We start from the raw sequence: 19,004 nt of genomic DNA, 5'->3' as shown, positions 1-19,004 counted from the left end.
GCATGATCGGATATTGCCTATAATCGTCGGATCTTCTCTTCTTCTTCCGCAGTTGTCTTGCACTCTATACAATGAGTTGTGACCGGTCGTGCTTCCAATCGCTTAAATTCAATGGGCTCGCCGCAGACTTCGCAAAAACCGAATGAGCCATCTTCAATCTTGTCCAAAGCCTTACGTATTTTATTTATAAGCTTTCTCTCCCTATCGCGAATGCGCAATTCGAAGTTACGGTCCGATTCGAGGGCTGCTCGGTCGGTAGGGTCCGGGAATGAACTTTTGGATTCGATTTCGGTCATATCGTCCACAGTTCTGCCTGCTCCGCGAACCAAATCGTCTAATTGTTTCTGCAGTATACCCTGGAAATATTCCAAATCCTCTTTCTTCATCTTCATCATCAATCCTCCAATGTATGCGTCCGCGAAAGCGGGACGAGACACCATCTTTTGTACAGATCATGTGCTGCGCAGAGCATCTTTCAAGCTACCGGAATCGCTGGTCAGGGCGAAAAACGGACTTCTCCTTTGCCCAGTAAATCGTGAAGGTGGATGATTCCGGTGAGATTCCCATCTTGGTCCAATACGGCCAATGCTGTGATAAGCTTTCTTTCCATGATCTCCAGCGCTTCCGCTGCAGTCCTGCCTTCGTCTATGGTCAACGGATTGGGAGTCATCAGTTTGCCGGCCACAGAATCATAGATACCGCAGTTCTCCGACAGCGCTCGCCTGAGATCTCCATCCGTAATGATGCCCAAGAGTTTCGCTCCTTCAGTTACAAGTGCGAACCCGAGATTCTGCTTGTTTATCGAACAGAGAACGTCTTGGAGGGATGCATATTGATTTACTTCAGGAGCTGCAGGCCTGCGAAGCATTATATCCGCGACCTTCAGGTTCAAACGTTCGCCAAGGCTTCCTGCCGGATGATGACGGAGAAAGTCTTCTTTGCGAAATCCTCTCCTTATCATGAGCGCAACAGCTAAAGCATCCCCCAGGGCAAGAACCGCAGTCGTGCTGGCCGTAGGAGCCATATTGAGCGGACAAGCCTCCCGGGGAACCCGGCAATCAAGTACCTGATCGGCCATTCGTGCCAAAGTTGAAGAGACTACCCCGGTCAGGGCGATGACCAGCGGGCCTCGCTTCTTAATAGTAGCTACCAGAGAGGTAATCTCGGTGGTTTCCCCACTGTTGGAGAGAGCAATAAGAGCATCGTCCCGATTCACTATGCCCAGATCGCCATGCAAACCTTCTACCGGGTGCACAAAAATTGCCGGAGATCCTGTGCTCGTCAGAGTTGCCGCTATCTTTCTGGCTATCAGGCCTGACTTACCAACTCCAGTGATGATAATACGGCCCCGGAGAGAATAGAGAAGATCGACACACAGCTCGAACGTCCTGTCCAGACGCTCCAGAACTGCCATTATTCCTTCAATTTCCGTCTGAAGCACCCGCCTGGCAATTTCCAGGGCAGGTAGCGTTTCATCACAAATAAGTGGAGATTGCATCTGCTATTCTTTCCACCACCTGTTGGACTTCGCTCTCGTTCTCCCCTTCAGCCATGACTCTGCACATGAGCTGAGTACCAGAATATCGGATCAAAATCCTCCCCTTATCTCTGAATTTTTCTTCACACTCTTGAATCACGGCTTTGATTTGCGGAATCTCGTCCAGATTTCTTTTGCTCCGCACTTCAACGTTTTTGAGGTACTGGGGAAAGAGTGTCACCCGTGCAGCCAATTCAGAAAGAGGCTTCTCAGATTTCTTCATAATTCTTAGCACTTGGAGAGCTGAAAGAATGCCGTCACCGGAAGTATTATGATCCAGGAAAATCAAATGGCCGGATTGTTCGCCACCAAAGTTGTACCCATCTCTCAGCATAGACTCGACAACGTATCGATCGCCCACTGCGGTACGGACCAGATGTCCTCCCATTTCACGCAAAGCTATCTCCAGACCCACATTGCTCATCACTGTGGCCACCACCGTGTGCTTTTGCAATGCGTTCCGTTCGATCATATCGGCGGCAATGATTCCCATGATTTGATCTCCATTAATTTCATTGCCTTTTTCGTCCGCAAAGATAACTCTGTCCGCATCTCCGTCAAGAGCGATTCCAACGTGAGCCCCAGTGGACCGAACTGCGTCGCACATCACTTGCGGATAGAGAGAACCGCAGTTTAGATTAATATTTTGCCCGTTTGGATTTGCACCGGTCAGATGAACCTTTGCTCCCAATTCCTCGAAGACCAGAGGGCCTGCTTTGTAGGCTGCCCCGTTTGCACAATCCAGCACCAGATTGATGCCTTCGAGATTCAGATGTCTGGGAAACGAATTCTTGACGAACACTACGTACCTTCCCAGTGCATCTTCTATCCGTTGGGCTTTGCCGATTTTGTCTGCAGTAGGCCTGACTTCATCCAGAAAATCTGAAAACATCAGCTTTTCGATTTCAGCTTCCACGTCATCAGAAAGCTTGAATCCATCTCGTGAGAAAAATTTTATGCCATTGTCTTGGAAAGGATTGTGTGAGGCGGAAATGACCGCTCCTGCGTCACATCTCATATTGGCAGTCAAGAAAGCTATGCCTGGAGTCGGTATCGGGCCGACCAGGAGGACGTCGACCCCCATTGAGCATATTCCTGCAGTAAGAGCGGTTTCCAACATGTAGCACGAGATACGGGTATCTTTTCCCACGAGTATTCGATGCCGTTGTCTGTCTGGGGTTGTGCTAGCCAAATATGCTACGGCCCGTCCGAGTTTAAGCGCGGTCTCGGCAGTCATGGGCTCGATATTGGCAATGCCTCTTACTCCATCTGTTCCGAAGAGCCTTCTCGACATGTTTTTCCCAATCGGATGAGGGGCCGAAGCCCATTCATTTTGTCCAATGCCACAAAGCGCACGCGAAATCGGACTCCAGAGAAAATATGACGGCGATTTCTTGAATAGCTTGTGAAGCTGCCCAACTATTCGGAAATGGGGCTGTAATAGCTTTCACAAAATAATCTTTGAAACTAACATGCTTTGTTCACATTCACAAGTGAATTGTGTGGAACCGCATGGATGCAGTTTGAATGCCGGTAAGGAACAACTCTCGGATCCTCGTAAAAGACTGCTGCAGACTTCGATGCCGCTCAAATGTTGAGTCTGCCTCCTTGCAATTCGTACCAAAAGCCCGGTTCGGCAGCAAAAACAAGCAACGAATTCACAAGATACTATGTTGATTTCTCCCATGAACCGATATAAGCTGCGTCTTCGGGAGGGACCCCTGGAGATTCGTGGAGATGCAGTGCAGTAATAAACTGAGCCTTAACCGTTTATCTATATTTCTATGCCTCTGCTTGAGTGTTCTTTGCCTGCCGCTTTCAGGATGTCAGGAAGTGGAGACGCTTCAACGCGAGATACTCAAGAAGTTGAAGGGTAACGTTCGACCGAGACAAACGTTCACTCCGCGGGAAGGGATTACTCTTCGAGCCTGTAATGTTCACCAGACGGCCAACGGAAATTCTGAAGTGCTCATCAAGATACCTGCTGAGACACCTGTGCACCTCGTCGATAGAGTCGGAGAGAATTGGTATCGTGTTCGTGTTCGTGACGGCCGAGAAGGGTACGTCGATCAGAAGGTGGTAGGCGGTCAAGAGACTATTGTCAAAATGAACGAATTGAGGCGTTCCATAGAGGGAATGCCTGTGCAGGCCGAAGGTGTTCTTAAGACCAAAGCCCATTTTCGCCTGGAACCCGGCCGTGATCCTGACATAATGGAAACACTGGAGCCGGGCAAGAAATTCGAAATGTACGAGAGAGTGGTAACCTTGAAACGTCCTCTCGCGTCTTCCACGAGAGGAAAATCCGGTCCCCAGGGACAGTCGCTTGAAGATGCAGCCGCTGCAGATGACCCGTCCTCGGATCAATTCAAGAAAGATGTCTGGTACAAGGTGAAGCTGGAGGATTCGAGGGTCGGATACGTCTTCAGCCACAATATGAAACTCACCCCGCCTGAGGATATTGCCCGAACTGTTCCGTTCATGAGAATGGTTGCGTGGAGAACCGTGAACAGCACCGACGATCCGGACAGAGGTGCAAAGAATAATTTCATTGCCGCCTATGCTCCCATCGGAAAGGACTCTGGTTGCGATTACACGCGCTTGTATTTCGTGAGCTGGTCCACCAAGTTGAAAAGGAGAGTAATTAGCTGGCAATTAAGACTGAATGGCGTATTGCCTATCACCAGTTACCAGGCTGAGGGTAAACCTGGATTCAGTGTGCGCTACCTTCATCCCTCCAAGAAGGACAAACTGGTTCTGGCGAGTTTCGTATTCTCGAAAGGCACGATTAAGAAGGCAAGCGAAGAAGAAATTCCTGACCCATCAGAGCTCCATTAGATCGATAGAGACGCGGAATGGAGTTCATCATATTTACCTCGAACCGCAGGTTCCTCATGGTTGCTGCGCTCCTCGCAATGACAGCATTTAATGGAATGACTGAATGGACAATCCCGATATTCTTTGCGAACACGCGTGCGCGTGCCCCAATGCCTAGCAGTCACGACGACGCCATGAACATATAAATCTTGGATCGATATTCTGAGACAGTCTCTCCGTGCCGGCACATCTTTGATATAATCAATGATATCAATATAAAGCACCAGCAGTTCGCCGGTTCCCACTATATCTTGTATTGAAGCATGAGATAAACGTCAGAATTCTTGGCAATCGCGTCTAACGATCCGTATCGGAAATGCTCTGCGGGAGGGGATAATCCGTGAGCGGAACGAATCCGAACGCGGTGGTAAGGAGATTTTGCGGGAATGGCGAGAGCAGTCTATTGTAAAGTCTTGCGTTGATATTGTACGAGGTACGGGTGGACGAAATTCGCGAGGATATACGTATCACCTTGCGCCAATGGCCCGCAAAAGGCGGATATTGTTCCAGTCCTGGTCTCGTTCGAGCCAGATGCTCAATCTGAGTTAAGTACCTTTCTATGTTGTCCACCGATCCGACGATTCCCGCGGGATCGGTCGATCTGATACAGATGAGCCGGGCTTCAAGCAGGTTTTCCGCCAATTTTGTATGGCCTTGCTCGAACCCTTTCAGGCCTTCCACCAGTCCGGGTAGGAGATCGTTTCGCTCTTTGACTGCTCGCATGAAGCCGTCCCACTCGGCTCTCGCATCAAATCTCACTTCTTTCAAAACCGGTCTCAGGGTGAGAAACGAAATCGTAGCAAGTATCAGAAATGCTATGAGGAGACAGCTTGAAAATTCAATGAGACGTGAAGTTCGCACGTGCACACAACCATCTGGAGGTAATATCAGGGCCGTCCGGCTGACCATGTTTTCCATCGTACTTCCGGATTGTTAAATCGTAATGCGAGCAATAACGATTAACTTTGTCGGTCAAGTAAATATACGCCGATATCATTGATGTCAAATCCTTTTTGTCAGCCGTCCTTTACCCGACAATTTTGGCGTGTTGACTTTTGTAGTTCCTCGCTTTCTAATAGTCATACAGATCCTGGCTAAACAATCATGAATAAGAACGGAGACGTAGTAGATGTTCATTAAAACCGATCGTAGAGAATTCTTGAAAAACGGACTCGTGTCCACTGCCGCAATCTTAACTGCGGGATCAGGTATTCTCGATCCTTTGAACACGTTTGCAGATACAGTCCCGGATCTCGTGGTTTGTCACGGCAGGGATGCGGCAGCCATTACCCGTTCTGCGGTGAAAGCCCTCGGAGGAATGGAAAAATTCGTCAAACCCGGAAACAAAGTATTCATCAAACCCAATATGAGTTTTTCAAGCGGACCTGAAATGGCATCCAATACGGACCCCGTCGTCGTTCGCGAAATAGCGCGTATGTGCGCGGAAGCCGGAGCCGCGAAGATTTCAATAGTGGATAATACTCTGCGCAATCCCGACGATTGTTTAAAGATGTCCAAGATACCCGAATTGTGCAGCTCTGTGCCGAATACGTATGTCAATCATGCCAAAGCCAAGAGGCTCTTCAAGGAAGTGAGTGTGCCTAAAGGCAAGCAACTGAAGAGCATGGAAGTGCTCAATGATGTCGTTGAGGCAGACGTGCTCATAGCTGTGCCTGTCGGAAAACATCACTCTTCTTCGGGGGTGAGTCTTTCCATGAAAGGCATGATGGGGGTCATTTACGACCGGGGAAGCTTTCATGGCCGACATGACTTACATGAAGCCATTGTGGATATGGTGACAGTGTTGAAACCTCATCTGGTGGTTGTTGACGGCACCCGAATTCTCACCACAGGCGGTCCAGGTGGTCCCGGAAAAGTCATTCCGCTGAATCTGGTGATCGCTTCCACGGACATGGTTGCAGCCGACGCACAGATGGTTGCGTTGGGCACGTGGTACGGCAGCAAATTGGAACCCAAGAATGTCAAACATATTCGTCTAGCGGCTGAACGAGGACTCGGCCGGATGAATCTCGACCAACTCAATATAAAGAATATCGAAGCGTGATCAGATTTCAAAGAGTAGCCCAAACCATAAGCCTCGTCATATTTCTCTGTTTACTGTATTTCGCGGCTTATCCTGTGGTAGAGGGGCTGAGAGTAGATCTTTTTCTCCAGATGGACCCGTTGGTCGGGGTGATTACTCCTCTGACGTCGAGGATACTGGAATGGTACGTGGTTCCCGCACTCCTGGTTCTCGTTAGTGCCCTGCTATTGGGTCGGGTTTTCTGCGGCCACGTTTGTCCCATGGGAACTACCCTGGATTTGTGGACCGGGCTGGTCGGCCGTAAGAAGATCGGAAAACAAGCTTCTTCTGAGTCATCTTCTGCGTATCGAACATGGAAGTACCTCTTTTTGGCAGTAATTGCCGCTGCGGCAGTGGGAGGCGTCTCTCTGATACATCTGGGGAGCCCTCTTTCTCTGATTACGCGATTCTATGGAATAGTGATTCACCCTCTTGCCCTCCTTGCAGGCGATCTGGGTTTTCAACAACTGCTCGCCGTCATTCCGAGTGGATCTCTCGCGAGCTTGGAGTACGTCCAAATCCCTCATCGTGTATTTTCTACCAATGCTTTCATTGCGGCGGCGTTTGCCCTACTCTTCTATTTGGCCTTTATCACTCCCCGGTTCTGGTGCAGAAATCTCTGTCCTGCTGGTGCGCTCATGGCGCTTTTTTCTTTTCGTCCTCTACTGAGGCGGCGAGTCTCGGAGTCATGTACCGGATGCGGCCGCTGTGCGCGAGAGTGCCCCACCGGAGCCATACGTGAAGACCCCACTGTGGCCGTACATTCTGAGTGTATTGTTTGCTTGCGATGTATGGAGCTATGCCCTACCTCCGCGATATCATTCGGTCTTCAAGGAGCGATGACGGGGGATGTGGCCATTGCTGAACCCGGACGCCGGGCACTGTTGCTGGGGGTGGGGACAGGACTGGTCTCGGCGGGTCTCATGCACACCGGAATTCATCAGCCGAGACTCCAAAGCGCGGAACGATCGTACGTGGACCCTGAGTTGATACGTCCTCCCGGATCCATGCCGGAGGCAGAGTTCCTGTCACGGTGCATTCGTTGCGGGGAGTGCATGAAAGCGTGTCCCAGCAATACTTTGCAACCGGTTTGGCTCAAAGCCGGCCTGGAAGGCGTTTTTTCACCGATTCTGGTACCGAGGATTGCAGCTTGTGTGGTGGCTTGCAACGCGTGTGGCAAAGTCTGCCCCACTGGAGCAATCCGTAATATTCCTTTACAGGAAAAGAACCATGCAAAACTTGGTACCGCCTGGGTCGTGCGGCAGAATTGTCTGGTATGGGAGCAGGACAAAAAATGTCTTGTGTGTGACGAAATATGTCCATACGGTGCGGTGGCATGTAAGCCGGTTCCCGGATTGAAGAATGCCGCTCCATTTGTGGATGAAAACAAGTGTTTAGGGTGCGGATGGTGCGAAACGCGTTGCCCTGTTCAGGGCGCAGCCGCTATTCGTGTTAACATTATCGGGGAAGTACGGCTGGCATCGGGTTCTTACATTCAGAAAGCGGAAGAATACGGATTCAAATTCAGAGAGAAGAAGAAGGAGGGTGGACTCTCTCCCGGTGTTTTCGATTTCACGGAGGAGTCTCGTGGTAAAGCTGAATCTCCTGTTGGTGCAGAAGATTCACAAAGCGAATTGCCCCCTGGGTTTGATTTGAAATAAAGCTGACAGATGGAGGGGTGGTTTGTTATAATTTTTTTAACATCGTTCGGTTCGGATTCCTTGGGGGCGTTTTTCGTTTAGTTTACTAAGGCACCTGTGCCACGGACCGGAATGCAAGTGGTATGATCGAATCCCGCGAAAATAAGACTGAAATGGATAGGCTTTGGCAGGAAGCCGAACTCTATGAGAATCAAGGTCTGTACGATCATGCTCTTTCTTTGTATCAAACCATCTTCTCCAGGGAACCCCATAATCGCAAAGCACAGGCCAAGATCGTTCAGGTGCAGTTCGCGAAAAAAATGGAAGAGACAACCGCTTCCAGATCTTCAGATACAGACAAACTATCGCCTCGGCTCACTTTGGATCTTGGAATCGCATACATGGAAATGCATTTGTATGCAGAAGCACTCGACGAGTTCAGGAAAGCTCTAAAACCGTCCCCCATCTTCGGAACAGAAATCCTCCGCTTCATGGCTATGTGCCTGATCCGGCTGGATAAAGTGGAAGAAGCCCGGGACACGATCGAGCAACTCCTCAACGATCGTTCCCTGACCCTGGCAGAAAAAGGTGATATCCTCGCTGATTGCATTGAACTCTATCTTCGCAACGGACTCTGGAAAGAGGCTTGGGATCTTTTCTCGCAAATTTCCGAGGATCAAAAAGAAGCAATGCGGGATTTGGATCGTATTGCCAAACTGATATCGGAAAAAGGGGCTTCCGTATTCGAGATAGAACTGGAGCCTGAAAGAGAAGAAGACCTCACTCAGGATACGGCCGATTCGGAATACGCCGGTGATGGCTCGGCAATACACTCAGACACGCACATTGCTTATGCAGAAAACGTTTCAAAAACACTGTACCCGGATGAATTGTCCATCCCTGTCAAAGCACCGGTCAGTTACTCCCTTGACAATAAAGTATGGCGAGACGGTGTTGCCTCAAGACTTTCCGCCGAATGGGCTCTTGTGCATTTGCCGGAAGAAGTGGATCCCGGTGAATCCCTGGTTCTGCAGTTACATCTTCCGACGGGAAGTGGAGAACCGGTTTGGGTGATTTCCAGAGTGGCCAAACATGTCGCTGCAAGTCAAGAATCCTCTGCTGCCGGCACCAAAGTCAAATTCGTTTCATTTTTGCCTGGAGGTGAAGGACTGCTCAAATCGTTCATGGACGATGTAGTCCAAAATCCTTCACTTATTGCATCGGATCTCGCAATTGCGAAGAATCTCCGTCGGAATGAATCCACGGAGGTCTTCGCGTCGCTTGAAGCAGAAGCTATCAAAGCTCTGGAAGCAAATATTCTCCCGGAACTCGATAACGATACCGTTCTCATTGAAACCGACGATAGGAAGGTTGAAACTGAAGAGAAGGCCGTTGCAACCGGACCTTTGCCCGAGGCAGAGGAAAAACCGAAAATTCGGTTTGCATGCGAGTGCGGACAGGTTCATTCTGTCCCGCTCACGACACTCGGGCGGAAAGGAAAATGTGGTAGCTGTGGGAAAGCCATGACTGTACCCGCTGTAGACATGAGGCCCGATGGGCTCTTGCAGCAAGTCATCGGTCAGGTGGTCGGCGGATGCAGACTGTTGTACAAAATCGGCGGAGGAGGAATGGGGGGAGTTTTCAAGGGACACCACATTGCCCTCGACATCCCCGTGGCAGTAAAGATCCTCCATGCTCATTTGGCTGAAAAAGACCCTGTTTTTATAAAACGCTTCATTCGTGAGGCCCGGGCCGCAGCTCGACTGCAGCATCCCAACATTGTCGGTGTAATGAATGTCGGATACGAGAATGGTGTCCATTTTCTCGTAATGCCTTTTGTGGGCGGCGGCAATGCTGCGGCAATGCTTGCCCGTATAGGCAGATATCCCGTTGAAAAAGTGCTCCGCATCGCTATCGACATTACACATGCGCTCATTGTTGCAGAGGAGAACGGTGTGCTCCACAGGGATATCAAGCCTGCGAACATACTGTTTACGAACAAGGGGCAAGCCATGCTGGCTGACCTCGGGCTTGCCAAAAGCTATATGGATACTCAGGATACCGGAATTACTCAAACCGGAATTGCCTGCGGCACTCCCCTTTACTTCTCTCCCGAACAGGCCAAAGGAGCGCCGAATCTAGACATTCGATCCGACATTTACTCATTGGGAATAACGCTGTTTCATCTACTGAACGGCACACCACCTTTTACCGGCGAATCCGCGTACGTGATTTTCCAAAAGCACGTTCACGAAGCTTTACCCCCTTTCAAGGCTGTCGATCCGCCGATTCCCGATTCCGTGTTTCGGGTGTTGCAGGTCATGACGGAAAAAGACCCAGCCAAACGATACGCCACCTGCTCGGAGTTGTTGGCGCAACTCGAGGCGCTCCGTCAGGAAATCCTGGTTCCTCCGCCTCCCGTGCAGTCAAAGAACACTTCTTCCCGCAAAGGGATTCTCGAACGTCTTGGTATTAAGAAATCCTCGTCCGATTCCAATCGAAACGATTGAAGATCGTTCTATCGCTTCAAGCCGAGTATCCGCACTCAGATATCTTGCTAGCATTTATCCCGGTAGTCTTCATAAGGTGTGTATCGAGCAAAAGATTGTTCCGAGGTCGCTCGTGTCGTGCTCTGACACCATTTTCAGGCTTTGTATTGTAAGTAATTACAAAATCCTATCCAAATTTCTTGACATCTTATCGAGCAGTAAGATATAATTACCACAATTTAAGCCGATTCGAGTGAAAGTGTAATCCGGAGGATTTGATGATGTTTTCAATATACCGAAATGCAAAAGTTATTTTATTAGTTATTTTTGTGGTGGGCTGGTGGACATATCCGGGTTGGTACAATGAATGGTATTCTACATGGCCTGAAGGGTATGCATATCCCGCGAGTCTGTCAAACCCGCACGATCCTCATTGGGGATTTTGGTTCTGGTAGTCGATAGGTTCTCACTTAGTAAACGGGCCACGACAGGTTTGGATTGGAGCGTCCCACGAGGGAAATTGTAATCGAGAACCGGGCGCCGGAAACTGGAACGCGGGACGGGACAACCCCGTCCCTTTTTGTTTTATACTGATTCGCTTTTCTTCTCATAATCTGGGAGGCTGGGGTATCCTTCGCTCCGGACGACACAAAGCCGCCTAATCACTCCGCTCAAGATACCCCAGCCTTCTCTATCTTATGTGCATAACTGCGATACTACTTACCTCTCAACAGGCCCTTTTCATAGAAATACTGAAACACGACAAACGGTTCCAGGCCCGTTAGTTCCGACACTTTGAATATAGTGACAGATTGCCTTGACATCTTAAGCTCGTTGATTACCCGCGTTATTCTGCCATAAATCTCATTGCTCTCATTTATGTTCATATCGTCCTCGATTGCGATCTCGCCTAGAGTAAACTGTTCCCCGTGGGAAGAATAATTGTGAAAATCTTACAGAAAATCCTCAATAGATTTGAGAGCCTGAGGCAACTCGGCAACATTGGGACCGCCTGCCTGTGCCATGTCAGGGCGTCCTCCGCCGGAGCCGCCTACGGCCTCAGCAGCTTTCTTGACAATGTTGCCCGCGTGAAAACGATTCGTGAGGTCTTTCGTGACTACAGCCAGCAGCAGCGCCTTGCCATCGGCCTTCGCGCCGAGAAGTGCGATGCCCGAACCGAGTCTGTCTTTCACGCGATCGGCGTAATCCCTGAGATCCTTTGGCGTAGCAACATCCTCGATGAGTCTTACCAGGACTTTTACTCCGCCAACATCTCGGACACCTTCCAGAATGTCTGACGTCTGCTTGCCGGCCAATTTGGTCTTGAGCAATTCTGCTTCACGTTCTTTCGATTTCTTCTCTTCAAGGAGCTTATCGATCTTCTTTGCCAACTCTCCCCTGGAAGTCTTCAATTTCTCGGAAATAGATCGAATTTCTTCCTCCATGGATCGAACATAATTCAAGGCTCCCTTGCCGGTCACTGCTTCGATTCTGCGCACTCCGGATGCAATGCCGCCTTCAGTGAGAATTTTGAAGAGTCCCATGTCGCCGGTACGTCTCGCATGAGTGCCGCCGCACAGTTCCATGCTGAAGTCTCCCATGGATACGACACGAACCGTATCGGAATACTTTTCTCCAAAAAGGGCCGTGGCGCCGCGTTTCATCGCCTCTTCAATCGGCTGCAATTCGACTTTGACTTCAAGATTCTCCTGGATTTTATCGTTTACCAGTTCTTCAATCCTTTTTAGTTCTTCCGATGTTATGGCCGAAAAATGGGTGAAATCGAATCGAAGCCGCTGCCCCTCCACGAGAGAACCGCTCTGCTTGACGTGATCTCCCAGGACTTCCCTGAGTGCCCACTGCAAAAGATGGGTAGCAGAATGATTGGCCATAATGGACCTACGCATCCCGGTGTTCACTTTCAATGTTGTCCGGTCGCCGACCTTCACGGTACCCGACGTGACGAGACCTTTATGCACAATAAGATTAGGAAACGGCCGCGTTGTGTCCATGACGTCAAACTGGGCAGCATCCGAAACTATCGTCCCGTGATCGCCCACCTGTCCACCGGATTCTCCGTAGAAAGGGGTCCGTTCTGCGATTATTTCCACATGTTCACCGGGACCGGCTTCTTGCACACGCCGACCTTCCTTTATGATTGCCGAGACTGCAGCTTCATCCTCCAGAGTCTCATATCCCGTGAACTCGGTAGTGATACCTTCTTCCAGAATTTCCCGAAGAGCCGCCAGATCTTCTCCGGCCATTCCCTCCCAGGACTGTCTCGCCATTTCCCTTTGTTTGGTCATTTCCGTGTCGAAACCGGCTTGATCCACCGTAAGCCCGGCCTCTTTGGCAAGATCTCCCGTGAGATCGGGGGGAAATCCAAATGTATCGTAGAGACGGAAAGCCACTTGGCCGGAAAGTACGCGGCTGGAGCCGCTCAGAACTTTGCCCGCTTCTTCTTCGAAGAGCAAAAGTCCTCTGGCCAAGGTCTCCAGAAACCGATTTTCCTCATTGCGGATCACCTTGGAAATGAGGCTCCGAGATGATTCCAATTCCGGGTATGCATCTGACATGAGGTTCACCACAACGTCAGCGGAACTGTACAGAAAAGGCTCATTCAGTCCGATGTACTTGCCGTAACGCAGGGCCCGGCGCAATATGCGTCTCAAGACGTATCCCCTTCCCTCATTCGACGGGAAGATGCCGTCAGAAATGAGGAACGCGGCCGCCCTGCTGTGATCTGCAATGACTCGGATAGCTATGGAATCTCTGTCATTGCCACGGCATTCTTTACCCGAAAGCTCCTCTACGTAATGGATAATAGGCCTGAAAAGGTCGGATTCCCAATTTGAATCGACCCCCTGCACGACCGCCGCGAGTCTTTCGAGGCCGAGCCCCGTGTCTATAGAGGGTCGCGGCAAAGGAGACATTTTTCCTGACGCATCTCTATCGTATTGCATGAATACGAGATTCCACAATTCGAGAAAACGGTCGCACTCGCACTCAGGCCCGCACTGGGGATCTCCGCATGCCAGCCGATCGCCCTGATCGATATGAATTTCGGAACAGGGACCGCATGGTCCAGTGTCTCCCATGCTCCAGAAGTTGTCTTTTTCCCCGAGTCTTATTATCGGATTGGATCCGGGACCGAGAATTTTCTTCCAAATGAGTTCGGCTTCGTCATCATCCTTATAAATGGTTACGTGCAGATCCTTTTTGGGCAATCCGACATCACGAGTCAAAAACTCCCATGCGAAGGCGATAGCATCCTCTTTGAAATAATCCCCAAAAGAAAAATTCCCCAGCATCTCGAAAAACGTGTGATGCCGCGCCGTATGACCCACATTTTCAAGGTCATTGTGCTTCCCGCTGACTCTGAGGCATTTTTGAGCAGTGGTTGCCCTTTTGTAGGCACGTGTTTCCGCACCGGTAAAAACACTCTTGAACTGAACCATTCCTGCATTGACAAACAGCAGAGTAGCGTCACCCGAAGGAACTAACGATGAACTCTGGACTCTCGCGTGCCCCCTTTGTTCAAAGTAATGCAGAAATTTTTCACGTAACTCGGCACCGGTCATGTCTCCTCCGGAGAAAAAAGTTCACCGCCTGTGCGGAAGCTCATTATCAAGAGATATGAGGTAAGTAGGATCGTGGCTCGGCCATAGATTCTCACATGTTAGCATATCACAGGTGTGCTTTTTTTCGCAAGCGGGCTCGGCTGGATCGGATCCCATAATTTCTTATTAAAGAAATATAATTCGCAGAATGACAAAATAATCCTATAATTAACTTTAAAAAATCATGATAAGCATCCTTTTTCTTTGACAATACTTCTGTCCGATGATAAACGCTCTCCCGTGCCCAAGCACATATCTCACCAAATCCCATAGAGTGCCGTGCAAAAAAGAACCAAAACAAGAACATTTGGAACGGGAAAAAGGGAGAGTCACGACTCTTCTTCCTTCTACGACAGAAAGATATTCACCGCCATCGGAGCGAGCAATACTACATCCAGGATCAATACTGTTCCTCCTCACAACCTGGACAGGGTTTTTATGCATTCATCAGAAGTTATGGAGGAACTACCGGATAATTCGATTTCTCTCATGGTCACGTCTCCGCCTTATAATGTCGGCAAGGAATACGATCGGGACCTGAGTCTCAGAGAGTACCTCGATTTCATCTCACAGGTGCTGAAAGAAACCCATCGAGTGCTGGTACCGGGCGGCAGAGTTGCATTCAATGTGGCCAATATCGGGCGAAAGCCCTATATCCCGCTCAACGGTCATATTGCTTCCATCGCCTCGGATATAGGATTTCTCATGCGAGGCGAGATCATATGGGTGAAGGGAAAAGGATCGACCGGTTCCTGTGCCTGGGGTTCATGGATGTCTGCCGGAAACCCCACGCTGCGGGACTTGCACGAGTACGTCTTGATCTTCTGCAAAGACCGTTTCGATCGTACTACACGGGGAAAATCGACGATTTCACGGGACGAATTCATGGCAGCCACTACGAGCGTGTGGTACATTCCCGCGGAGTCTGCCCGACGAGTGAAACATCCGGCGCCTTTCCCAACGACTTTGGTAGAGAGACTCATTCAATTGTATACCTTCGAGGAAGAAGTAATCCTCGATCCATTCATGGGAAGTGGATCCAGCGCTGTGGCCGCGGTACGGACGAATCGCCATTTTGTAGGATATGAAGTGGAACCGGCGTACGTGTCCCTGTGCATGGAACGCGTCTCTCGCCTGACAGGACAATCTTTGTCTGCCTGACAGCCCATTTTTGTAAGAAAAAATTAGCCCTCTTTTTTTGTAAGGAATCGCACGCCTCGATTTTCAATCGGTTTATTCGAACCCGGGCTACGAGACCTTAGTAGTTCATTATTGACGAACAGGATACATCGGGTTAATCTAGTTTGGTTAAGTAACAGGGGGCAGTAGATAATGAGTTTCACCTATGAAATCGTTTGGCACGGTCGTGGAGGTCAGGGAGCGGTAACCGCTGCAAAAATCCTGACAGAGGCGGCTTATTATCAGGGCTTCAAAGGCGTCAGTGCAAAACCGACGTATTTCTCGGAACGGAGAGGCGCGCCGGTCAGTGTTCATACAAGAATCTCCCGAGAGCCTATTCGGACTTTTTCCAATGTTCTTTTACCGGATATAGCTGTGGTTCTGGATGATAATTTGCTCGATATGATCAATGTGACTGCCAACCTGAAGAATGGCGGGACACTGGTGGTCAACTCCGCTCGCTCCCCCGAAGAACTCGGTATTGAAGGGCCGTACACCATAGCAGTTGCAGATGCTTTTCACTCTTCTGAAGCGGCCGGTCTCATAGTTGAAGGAAACGTGCTCATTTCCACCTCCATTCTTGGTCCCTTTGCGGCTGCATCCGATCTGGTTAATCTCGAGAATATACGTATGGCAGTGAGCAAGAAGTTCAGGGGCGGCGCACGCGAGCGAAATTTTGCCGCACTGGATTACGCATTTCAGAATACGCGTGTTCTTAGATATGAACTATCGGCTGCTTCTGCCGGCTAGACCGATTCCCGATCTTATTCAGGGGCCTTTCCAGCGAAAGCCGATCAGTTCAGGAACCAGTGAGACGTGGTTTCAACTGCTGAATCGGTAACCTGATGTATTCCCCCAATCGGTTACGTTGAGCATAGTGTTGGATACAAGAAACGAATTGTCTACAGATTCTTCCGAGGATGTATATGGCTGACAAGATAAGAGAAACTACGATTGCCGCGTCAAAACCGGCGCCCGGAGAAGCGGGTCGTACTGGAGACTGGAGATCCCACACTCCCCGAATCGATCATGAAAAGTGCTCTCAAAAAGAGACCTGTCTTTTGTGCTGGTTGTACTGTCCGGACGGGGTGATTTCGAGAGAATTTCCTCTGGAGATAGACCTGGAATACTGCAAAGGCTGCGGTATTTGTGCAGAAGAATGTCCTCGTAAAGCCATTACCATGGTGGAAGGAAGGCAGATCGAAGGAGACCCGGATGAAAGACGTTAGGATAATCACGGCCAATACCGCTGCTGCGATAGCGGCTGCCCTGTGTCGGGTACAGGTCATTGCCGCGTATCCTATTACTCCGCAGACTCCGGTGACCGAAGAACTGGCGGCGATGGTGGAACGAGACGAGCTTCAAGCCGAGTATCTGACTGTAGAGAGTGAGCACTCGGCCATGGCATCAATGGTTGCGGCATCCCAAATGGGTGCTCGCGTATTCACGGCGAGCAGTGCCAACGGGTTGCTCTACATGCATGAGATGCTGCACTGGGCTGCAGGAAGCAGAGTCCCTGTGGTTATGGCTTGCGTGAATCGCGGAGTTGGAGCTCCTTGGACGATCCTTAACGATCAGCAGGATTCCATATCACAAAGGGACACCGGCTGGATTCAACTGTATTGCCGAAACAGCCAGGAAGTCCTGGATACCCTTATCCAGGCATACCGCATCGCCGAGACCGTCTCGATCCCAGTAATGGTCTGTTACGATGGGTTTACCTTGTCCCATGCCAGTACCCCCGTAGAAGTGCCGCCCACAGCCAGCGTAGACAAATTTCTCGATGGCTGCTCCAATTCTTCAGGAATTGTTCACGGTACTTACATGAACCTGAATCCTCTCATTCTGAGTGAACCTCGACAGGATGTTGATGGAGACTTGAGACCCGGGTACATGGATCTGAGGTTCAGGCTCCAGGAGGATCTCGTTTCAGCTCTGGATACCATTGGCGAAACGGACCGCACATTCGGCAAAATTGTCGGGCGATCTTGGGGCGGTCTTGTGTGGTCGTACGGAATGGATGACGCGGAACATGCTCTCGTCAGTATGGGATCGCTCGCTTCGGAATGTACCGTGGGAGCCGATGCTTTACGGAAGAAAGGGATTCGTGCCGGAGTATTGGGTGTTCGGACCTATCGACCGTTTCCCGCGGATGCTCTTGCCGAAAATCTTCAAAAGATCCAATCGATAGCTGTTTTTGAAAAGGACGTGAGTTACGGTTATCGAGGAGCCTTGGCAACAGATCTGAAAGCAGCGCTGTTCGATAAGAATCTTAGACCGAATTTTTCGTCGTTTGTAGCCGGTCTGGGAGGTCGTGACGTCAGACCGGAACAGCTCGTGGAAGCGACTATGGAGACCATAACCAAGAAGCCAACCCACAAATGGATAGATATCCGCGGGTGACGTTGAAAAAACAGGGATTTGAGAAGATCTAATACCAATTTGCTTCAAAGTTGGACAAAAATCCCCTCTAACCCCCCTTTATAAAGGGGGGAATGGGGGGATTTTGAATGCAAATTGGCATAAAAGCGTTCGCGATTTTGTCATGAATGAGCTGACGAGTTTCGACACTCGCAAGCTCGAGAGGTAGCTAAATGACCACGAAGGCGGTTAAGTCTTTACCAAAAGAAGAATTCATTCTCCCGGGAACGCGTTCTTGCGCAGCTTGCGGTCTCATGCTCACGTATCGCCATGCCTTGAAAGCTCTCGACCCCGGAAAGACTATTGTGGCTGTTCCTGCCAGTTGCATGACGGTTCTTCACGGAGTTTATCCCATTACTCCCGTGAAAGTGATCTGCGTAAATAATCCCTTTGCTGCCACAGGAGCTGCCGCATCGGGCATAGTTGCCGGACTACGGGCTACGGGAAAAACGGATTACACCGTTGTTGCCTTTGCAGGAGACGGCGGAACATACGATATCGGCATTCAGTCCCTTTCAGGAGCCATGGAGAGGGGAACCGATTTCATTTATATCTGCTACGATAATGAAGGATATATGAATACGGGCACCCAACGATCCAGTGCCAGCCCTGCCGGAGCCGTAACCACCACCACTCCCATACTCGCGAAGCTGCAGCATAAGAAGGATATGTTGAAGATCGTGGAGGCACACCGTATTCCTTATGTTGCCTCTGCCTCTCCTGCGTATCCTCTGGACCTTTACGACAAAGTCCGCTCGGCCAAGGAAACCGCTGGCTCCAGGTATATTGAAGTACACGCACCGTGTCCTCCGGGATGGGGTTTCCCCAATAAGGATTTGATAAAAACCGGAAAATTGGCAGTAGATACGGGTATTCACGTTCTTTACGAAATACGTGACGGTGCGTTCAGGCTTACCTCAAAATCATTGCAGCTTGCGGAAAAAGGACGGAAGAAGACCGTAGCGAGTTATGTCAAAGGACAGACCCGGTTCAGGAGAATTACGGAAGAGCAGATCCAACAGTTGCAGGATTTCGCGGACATTCGATGGAATGAATTTCTGGAGAGACACGCCAAAGGCCGGTGAAAAACCTGGAATTTGGACCGTAATGGGGGTAAAGGGGGGGGCTGAAGCCAATAGTTGTTTTTGACGGGACTTTTTT

General features: G+C 50.0%; 15 protein-coding genes. 9 read left to right on the top strand and 6 right to left on the bottom strand.

The window, feature by feature from the left end:
* Positions 1–17: 17 nt before the first annotated feature.
* The 3 genes from dksA to glmM form a co-directional block, all read right to left on the bottom strand.
* On the bottom strand, positions 18–386 hold the full coding sequence (dksA, locus tag DESTI_RS12740) for an RNA polymerase-binding protein DksA (RefSeq protein WP_041287092.1): 369 nt from the start codon (positions 384–386) through the stop codon (positions 18–20).
* A 110-nt stretch (positions 387–496) separates the two neighbouring features.
* Positions 497–1,498, bottom strand: a complete 1,002-nt coding sequence (locus DESTI_RS12735; protein ID WP_014810377.1) for a KpsF/GutQ family sugar-phosphate isomerase — start codon at positions 1,496–1,498, stop codon at positions 497–499.
* Positions 1,476–2,831, bottom strand: coding sequence for a phosphoglucosamine mutase (glmM, locus tag DESTI_RS12730; protein ID WP_014810376.1), 1,356 nt, complete (start codon positions 2,829–2,831; stop codon positions 1,476–1,478). The genes DESTI_RS12735 and glmM overlap by 23 nt, the downstream gene beginning before the upstream one ends.
* Before the next feature lie 539 nt (positions 2,832–3,370).
* Between glmM and DESTI_RS12725 the strand changes: the two genes are divergently transcribed.
* Positions 3,371–4,372, top strand: coding sequence for an SH3 domain-containing protein (locus DESTI_RS12725; RefSeq protein WP_041286187.1), 1,002 nt, complete (start codon positions 3,371–3,373; stop codon positions 4,370–4,372).
* Between the two features lie 336 nt (positions 4,373–4,708).
* Here DESTI_RS12725 and DESTI_RS12720 read toward each other — a convergent pair whose 3' ends face one another.
* Positions 4,709–5,329, bottom strand: coding sequence for a LemA family protein (locus tag DESTI_RS12720; RefSeq protein WP_014810373.1), 621 nt, complete (start codon positions 5,327–5,329; stop codon positions 4,709–4,711).
* A 211-nt stretch (positions 5,330–5,540) separates the two neighbouring features.
* Here DESTI_RS12720 and DESTI_RS12715 point away from each other — a divergent pair, with 211 nt between their 5' ends.
* The 3 genes from DESTI_RS12715 (at position 5,541) to DESTI_RS28840 (ending at position 10,644) form a co-directional block, all read left to right on the top strand.
* Entirely contained in the window at positions 5,541–6,476 is a 936-nt protein-coding gene (locus DESTI_RS12715; protein ID WP_014810372.1) for a DUF362 domain-containing protein, read from the top strand.
* A complete protein-coding gene (locus DESTI_RS12710) occupies positions 6,473–8,155 on the top strand; it encodes a 4Fe-4S binding protein (protein WP_014810371.1) in 1,683 nt (560 codons plus the stop codon). Before DESTI_RS12715 ends, DESTI_RS12710 begins: the two co-directional genes overlap by 4 nt.
* A gap of 122 nt (positions 8,156–8,277) precedes the next feature.
* The gene (locus DESTI_RS28840) at positions 8,278–10,644 is read left to right on the top strand and encodes a protein kinase domain-containing protein (protein ID WP_014810370.1); all 2,367 of its coding nucleotides are present in this window, start codon (positions 8,278–8,280) and stop codon (positions 10,642–10,644) included.
* 695 nt (positions 10,645–11,339) lie between these two features.
* Here the strand turns inward: DESTI_RS28840 and DESTI_RS30750 are convergent.
* Positions 11,340–11,510: a hypothetical protein gene (locus DESTI_RS30750; RefSeq protein WP_014810368.1), complete on the bottom strand. Its 171-nt coding sequence runs from the start codon at positions 11,508–11,510 to the stop codon at positions 11,340–11,342.
* Between the two features lie 66 nt (positions 11,511–11,576).
* The gene (gene alaS, locus DESTI_RS12700) at positions 11,577–14,204 is read right to left on the bottom strand and encodes an alanine--tRNA ligase (RefSeq protein ID WP_014810367.1); all 2,628 of its coding nucleotides are present in this window, start codon (positions 14,202–14,204) and stop codon (positions 11,577–11,579) included.
* 477 nt (positions 14,205–14,681) lie between these two features.
* Here alaS and DESTI_RS12695 point away from each other — a divergent pair, with 477 nt between their 5' ends.
* The 5 genes from DESTI_RS12695 (at position 14,682) to DESTI_RS12675 (ending at position 18,928) form a co-directional block, all read left to right on the top strand.
* Positions 14,682–15,404, top strand: a complete 723-nt coding sequence (locus DESTI_RS12695) for a DNA-methyltransferase (protein ID WP_272913405.1) — start codon at positions 14,682–14,684, stop codon at positions 15,402–15,404.
* Between the two features lie 171 nt (positions 15,405–15,575).
* On the top strand, positions 15,576–16,172 hold the full coding sequence (locus DESTI_RS12690) for a 2-oxoacid:acceptor oxidoreductase family protein (protein WP_014810365.1): 597 nt from the start codon (positions 15,576–15,578) through the stop codon (positions 16,170–16,172).
* Between the two features lie 176 nt (positions 16,173–16,348).
* Entirely contained in the window at positions 16,349–16,651 is a 303-nt protein-coding gene (locus tag DESTI_RS12685) for a 4Fe-4S binding protein (protein WP_014810364.1), read from the top strand.
* Entirely contained in the window at positions 16,638–17,825 is a 1,188-nt protein-coding gene (locus DESTI_RS12680) for a transketolase C-terminal domain-containing protein (RefSeq protein ID WP_014810363.1), read from the top strand. Before DESTI_RS12685 ends, DESTI_RS12680 begins: the two co-directional genes overlap by 14 nt.
* A 191-nt stretch (positions 17,826–18,016) precedes the next feature.
* Positions 18,017–18,928, top strand: coding sequence for a thiamine pyrophosphate-dependent enzyme (locus tag DESTI_RS12675; RefSeq protein ID WP_014810362.1), 912 nt, complete (start codon positions 18,017–18,019; stop codon positions 18,926–18,928).
* Positions 18,929–19,004 lie beyond the last annotated feature (76 nt).

Origin of the sequence: Desulfomonile tiedjei DSM 6799 (genome assembly GCF_000266945.1) — a bacterium.
GTDB lineage: Bacteria > Desulfobacterota > Desulfomonilia > Desulfomonilales > Desulfomonilaceae > Desulfomonile > Desulfomonile tiedjei.
The sequence above is the reverse complement of the archived record's forward strand: the minus strand, read 5'-3'. Positions and strand labels throughout refer to the sequence as shown.